Consider the following 5,513-nt stretch of genomic DNA (forward strand, 5'->3'; position numbering starts at 1 on the left):
TCCCGGGGGAGGTACCGGCCCGCTCGCGTACACGGCCGCGCGTCAGGCGGTGGCGAACAGCACCACCAGGGCGATCGCGCCCACGATGGCGGGAACGATGATCTCCCAGGCCCAGCGGACCGAGGAGGTCGCTTCCCGGGCACCGGGCACCGGCACGCCCTGCGCCTCGGCCGCCGCCCTCAGCTCGGCGTCGTCCTGGGCGAGCTGCCTCAGCTCCGAGACCGCCTGGTCGGCCGCCGCGGGGCGGACGTGGGCCTGGGCACCGGCGCCCTCCCGTTCGGCGGCCGCCGTCTGGCGCAGCGCCCGCTTCCGTTCGCGCAGCGAGACGGGCAGCGCCCACACCTGGTACTTCGCGCCGCCCGTGGTGGACAGCTCGGTCGAGTACGCGGCGCGGATGCCCTCCACCTCCGACCACGGCAGCAGGATCGTGCGGAACGGGTTACGGACCAGGAGGCGGCGCGCTCCGGCCATCACGGCGGGCCGCAGGGTGAGTGCGACGACCAGCGGGACCATGAACACCCCCGCGGCGAGCGCCTGCCACGGGGCGCGCCCCGCCCCGGTGAAGAGCGCGTCGATCACCAGCCAGGCGATCAGCAGGAGCAGGAGTACGCCGGCCACCATCGCGGCACCGGACCGGTAGGTCCGGTCGGCGTAGGCGGGTTCGTCGGAAGGCGTGGAGCTCGTCATGGCCCGATTGTGCCTGACGCCGGGGGCGGGGTGCGGAGCGGCCGGGTCCCGTCCCCGGCGTACGGGGCTTCCCGACGGAGCGTGTGACGGTCCGCACCCCCCTGTACAGGCTGCTACGCGCGTAGATATGCTCCTCTGGTGACCATGCCCACCACTGCACCCGCATTCTCCGGCGCGACCGCGTCCGACGGTGCGTTGCGCCGCTTCCTGCACGGGCTGCCCGGCGTCGACGCCGTCGGCCTGGAAGCGCGCGCCGCCTCGCTCGGCACCCGGTCGATCAAGACGACGGCCAAGGCGTACGCCATCGATCTCGCCATCTCGATGATCGACCTGACGACGCTGGAAGGCGCGGACACCCCGGGCAAGGTCCGGGCGCTGTGCGCCAAGGCCCTGCATCCCGACCCGACCGACCGGACGACCCCGCGCACCGCCGCGGTCTGCGTCTACCCCGACATGGCGGCGACCGCCGTCGCCGCGCTGACCGGCTCCGACGTGAAGGTGGCGTCCGTGGCGACGGCCTTCCCGGCCGGCCGGGCGGCACTCCCCGTCAAGCTCGCGGACGTCCGCGACGCGGTGGCGGCCGGGGCCGACGAGATCGACATGGTGATCGACCGGGGCGCGTTCCTGTCCGGCCACTACCTCAAGGTGTACGAGGAGATCACGGCCGTGAAGGCCGAGTGCGGCACCGCCCGCCTCAAGGTCATCTTCGAGACCGGCGAGCTCTCCACGTACGACAACATCCGCCGCGCCTCCTGGCTCGGGATGCTGGCCGGTGCCGACTTCATCAAGACGTCGACCGGCAAGGTCGCGACCAACGCCACCCCCGCGAACACCCTGCTGATGCTGGAGGCCGTCCGCGACTTCCGCCTTCAGACCGGTGTCCAGGTCGGGGTGAAGCCCGCGGGCGGCATCCGTACGACCAAGGACGCGGTCAAGTTCCTGGTCCTGGTCAACGAGACCGCGGGCGAGGACTGGCTGGACAACCACTGGTTCAGGTTCGGCGCCTCCGGCCTGCTGAACGACCTGCTGATGCAGCGCCAGAAGCTCAGCACCGGCCGTTACTCCGGCCCCGATTACGTGACGGTGGACTGATCCCCATGGCATCTGCATTCGAGTACGCGCCCGCCCCCGAGTCGCGTTCGGTCGTCGACATCGCGCCGTCCTACGGCCTCTTCATCGACGGCGAGTTCACCGAGGCCGCCGACGGCAAGGTCTTCAAGACCGTCTCGCCGAGCAGCGAAGAGGTCCTCTCCGAGGTCGCCCGCGCGGGCGAGGCGGACGTGGACCGCGCGGTCCGGGCGGCCAGGAAGGCGTTCGGCAAGTGGTCGGCGCTGCCGGGCGCCGAGCGCGCCAAGTACCTCTTCCGGATCGCCCGCATCGTCCAGGAGCGCAGCCGTGAGCTGGCCGTCCTGGAGACGCTGGACAACGGCAAGCCGATCCGGGAGACCCGCGACACGGACCTCCCCCTGGTCGCGGCGCACTTCTTCTACTACGCGGGCTGGGCAGACAAGCTCGGCCACGCCGGTTTCGGGGCGAACCCGCGCCCGCTGGGCGTGGCCGGCCAGGTCATCCCGTGGAACTTCCCGCTGCTGATGCTGGCGTGGAAGATCGCCCCGGCGCTCGCCGCGGGCAACACGGTGGTCCTCAAGCCCGCCGAGACGACCCCGCTCTCCGCCCTGTTCTTCGCGGACATCTGCCGCCAGGCGGGTCTGCCGAAGGGCGTCGTCAACATCCTCACGGGGTACGGCGACGCGGGCGCGGCCCTCGTCGCGCACGAGGACGTGAACAAGGTCGCCTTCACCGGATCGACCGCCGTGGGCAAGGCCATCGCCCGGCAGGTCGCGGGCACGGACAAGAAGGTCACCCTGGAGCTGGGCGGCAAGGGCGCCAACATCGTCTTCGACGACGCTCCCGTCGACCAGGCGGTCGAGGGGATCGTCACCGGCATCTTCTTCAACCAGGGCCAGGTCTGCTGCGCGGGATCCCGCCTCCTGGTGCAGGAGTCGGTGCACGACGAGGTACTGGACGCGCTGAAGCGGCGGCTGTCCACGCTGCGCCTCGGCGACCCGCTGGACAAGAACACCGACATCGGCGCGATCAACTCCGCCGAGCAGCTCTCCCGGATCACCGCGCTCGCGGACACGGGCGAGGCGGAGGGCGCCGAGCGCTGGACCGCGCCGTGCGAACTGCCCGGCTCCGGCTACTGGTTCGCCCCGACACTCTTCACCGGTGTCACCCAGGCCCACACGGTCGCCCGGGACGAGATCTTCGGCCCGGTGCTCTCGGTGCTGACCTTCCGCACCCCGGACGAGGCCGTCGCGAAGGCGAACAACACCCAGTACGGCCTCTCGGCGGGCATCTGGACGGAGAAGGGCTCCCGCATCCTCGCGGTGGCGAACAAGCTCCGGGCGGGCGTCGTCTGGGCCAACACGTTCAACAAGTTCGACCCCACCTCGCCGTTCGGCGGGTACAAGGAGTCGGGCTACGGCCGCGAGGGCGGCCGCCACGGCCTGGAGGCGTACCTCGATGTCTGAGCACGGATCGACCAACGGCTCCGCCGAGCGGCGCCTCGGCGTCTTCAAGACCTACAAGCTGTACGTCGGGGGCAAGTTCCCCCGTTCCGAGAGCGGCCGGGTGTACGAGGTGACCGACTCCAAGGGCACGTGGCTGGCGAACGCCCCGCAGTCCTCACGCAAGGACGCCCGGGACGCGGTCGTCGCCGCCCGCAAGGCCTTCGGCGGCTGGTCCGGCGCGACCGCGTACAACCGCGGCCAGGTCCTCTACCGCGTCGCCGAGATGCTGGAGGGCCGCCGGGAGCAGTTCGTCCGCGAAGTGGCCGACGCCGAGGGGCTGTCGAAGTCCAAGGCGGCGGCCGTGGTGGACGCGGCGGTGGACCGCTGGGTCTGGTACGCGGGCTGGACCGACAAGATCGGCCAGGTCGTGGGCGGGGCCAACCCGGTCGCCGGGCCGTACTTCAACCTGTCGACGCCGGAGCCGACCGGTGTGGTCGCGGTGCTGGCTCCGCAGCGCTCGTCGTTCCTCGGGCTGGTCTCGGTGATCGCCCCGGTGATCGCGACGGGCAACACGGCCGTGGTGGTCGCCTCCGCCGCCGCCCCGCTGCCCGCGCTCTCGCTGGGCGAGGTGCTGGCCACCTCGGACCTGCCGGGCGGGGTGGTGAACCTGCTCTCCGGTGCCACGGCCGAACTGGCGGCTCCGCTCGCGGCGCACCAGGACGTCAACGCCATCGACCTCACCGGCGCGGACGCCGCGCTGGCGAAGGAGCTGGAGATCGCGGCGGCGGACAACCTGAAGCGCGTCCTGCGTCCACAGGCTGTGGACGGCGGCGCGGAGCCGGACTGGACCGCCGATCCGGGTACGCACCGGCTGACGGCGTTCCTGGAGACCAAGACGGTCTGGCACCCCACGGGGGCGCTGGGCGTCTCCGGGTCGTCCTACTGACGGTCGCGCCGACGCCCCACGGCGTCGCGGGCGTACGCGTGCGGCGGGGCCGGATCTCCCGGAGTCGGGGGTCCGGCCCCACGGCGTGTCACGGGCCGCCGGGGCCGGGGTGGTTCAGTGCGCGCCGGTGATCAGCCCGGTGACCGGGCCCACCACGGGCAGGTCGCGGAGTGCGCCGCCGTCCGTGAGGTGATGGGTGACCAGGGCGGTGGAGACCGGCTTGAAGTCGGCCACCTGCGTGCCGACGGCGTTGTCCAGCGGGTCGGTCCCGGTCTTGGCGAGCGGGTCGAGCTGGAGCGCGGTGACGGGGGCGAGGCTGTTCGACAGCGCGCCGGTCAGCGCGGGCAGGGCCGCGTCGGTCACCGCCGACACGGCCGCTTCCGCGCTGTCGCCCGCCTCGGTCACGGCCGGGGGCGTGGCCGCCTGCGCGGACGCGGCGCCCGCGCCGAGGGCGGCGCCCATCGCGGTGACGGCCAGCCCGGCGCGCAGCAGGACGTGCCGCGAGGGCTTGGTTCGTGCATGACGTGCCATTTTTCCCACCTGATCGACTTCGTTTCGGTAGTCGTACGTGCGCGCAGAGTAGTGGAGATGTGATGCTCGATACCAACAGGACTTCCGAGGGGTCCCCTGCTCGGGTCATGCCTCACACTTTTGTTCTGTGAGTCCCCAACCGATCCCGACGCGCGTCGTCCTGCTGACAGGACCCTCCGGCTCCGGGAAGTCCTTCCTCGCCGCTCGTACCGGTCTCCCGGTGCTGCGGCTGGACGACTTCTACAAAGAGGCCAACGATCCGACCCTGCCCCTGGTCACCGGCAGCACGGACATCGACTGGGACTCCACCGCGTCCTGGGACGTGGAGGCCGCCGTCACCGCCGTCGCGGAACTCTGCCGCACCGGCCGCACCCGGGTACCGGTGTACGACATCTCGATCAGCGCGCGCACCGGCAGCGAGGTGCTGCACATCGACCGCTCGCCGCTCTTCGTGGCCGAGGGCATCTTCGCGGCGGACATCGTCGGACGCTGCCAGGAACTGGGACTGCTCGCCGACGCGATCTGCCTGCGCGGGCGCCCCGCGACCACGTTCCGCCGGCGGCTGCTGCGGGATCTGCGCGAGGGCCGCAAGTCGGTGCCGTTCCTGCTGCGGCGCGGCTGGCGGCTGATGCGCTCAGAGCGCCGGATCGTGGCCCGTCAGGCGGCGCTCGGCGCCCACCCGTGCGGCAAGGAGGAGGCGCTCGGCCGCCTGGCCGCCGCCGCCGCGGGCCGCTGCCGCCGCACCCCGGCGGGAAGCGGCGCGGCGTAGAGACGTACGTTCGGGACGGGTGCGGGGTCGGCGCACGGACGCCCGGAACGACGGACGGGGTCGTACC

The 5,513-nt window shown here is 72.3% G+C and carries 6 protein-coding genes; 4 read left to right on the forward strand and 2 right to left on the reverse strand.

All coding sequences use genetic code 11. From position 1 onward, the window contains the following. Window positions 1–42: 42 nt before the first annotated feature. Window positions 43–687 carry a PH domain-containing protein gene (locus ACFWEP_RS30825; RefSeq protein WP_387375015.1) on the reverse strand — a complete coding sequence of 215 codons (645 nt, stop codon included), beginning with the start codon at window positions 685–687 and terminating at the stop codon, window positions 43–45. A 144-nt stretch (window positions 688–831) separates the two neighbouring features. Here ACFWEP_RS30825 and deoC point away from each other — a divergent pair, with 144 nt between their 5' ends. The 3 genes from deoC to ACFWEP_RS30840 are packed head-to-tail and all read left to right on the forward strand — an operon-like array spanning window position 832 to window position 4,146. Next, window positions 832–1,779, forward strand: coding sequence for a deoxyribose-phosphate aldolase (deoC, locus tag ACFWEP_RS30830; protein WP_387375023.1), 948 nt, complete (start codon window positions 832–834; stop codon window positions 1,777–1,779). Window positions 1,780–1,784: 5 nt separating this feature from the next. Continuing rightward, entirely contained in the window at window positions 1,785–3,221 is a 1,437-nt protein-coding gene (locus ACFWEP_RS30835; RefSeq protein ID WP_387375016.1) for an aldehyde dehydrogenase family protein, read from the forward strand. Next, a complete protein-coding gene (locus ACFWEP_RS30840) occupies window positions 3,214–4,146 on the forward strand; it encodes an aldehyde dehydrogenase family protein (protein WP_387375018.1) in 933 nt (310 codons plus the stop codon). Before ACFWEP_RS30835 ends, ACFWEP_RS30840 begins: the two co-directional genes overlap by 8 nt. A gap of 114 nt (window positions 4,147–4,260) precedes the next feature. On the opposite strand, the gene ACFWEP_RS30845 is transcribed toward ACFWEP_RS30840, so the two are convergent. Beyond that, window positions 4,261–4,677, reverse strand: a complete 417-nt coding sequence (locus tag ACFWEP_RS30845; protein ID WP_387375019.1) for a hypothetical protein — start codon at window positions 4,675–4,677, stop codon at window positions 4,261–4,263. Window positions 4,678–4,804: 127 nt separating this feature from the next. Here ACFWEP_RS30845 and ACFWEP_RS30850 point away from each other — a divergent pair, with 127 nt between their 5' ends. Further along, a complete protein-coding gene (locus tag ACFWEP_RS30850) occupies window positions 4,805–5,446 on the forward strand; it encodes a uridine kinase (RefSeq protein ID WP_387375021.1) in 642 nt (213 codons plus the stop codon). The last annotated feature ends 67 nt before the right edge of the window (window positions 5,447–5,513 follow it).

Origin of the sequence: Streptomyces sp. NPDC060198 (assembly GCF_042728415.1) — a bacterium.
GTDB lineage: Bacteria > Actinomycetota > Actinomycetes > Streptomycetales > Streptomycetaceae > Streptomyces.

Bases quoted from the DNA above. Each gene is read 5' to 3' on its own strand.
- ACFWEP_RS30845 (WP_387375019.1), bottom strand. From the start codon at position 4,677: ATGGCACGTCATGCACGAACCAAGCCCTCGCGGCACGTCCTGCTGCGC.
- ACFWEP_RS30835 (WP_387375016.1), top strand. From the start codon at position 1,785: ATGGCATCTGCATTCGAGTACGCGCCCGCCCCCGAGTCGCGTTCGGTC.
- deoC (WP_387375023.1), top strand. From the start codon at position 832: ATGCCCACCACTGCACCCGCATTCTCCGGCGCGACCGCGTCCGACGGT.
- ACFWEP_RS30840 (WP_387375018.1), top strand. From the start codon at position 3,214: ATGTCTGAGCACGGATCGACCAACGGCTCCGCCGAGCGGCGCCTCGGC.
- ACFWEP_RS30825 (WP_387375015.1), bottom strand. From the start codon at position 687: ATGACGAGCTCCACGCCTTCCGACGAACCCGCCTACGCCGACCGGACC.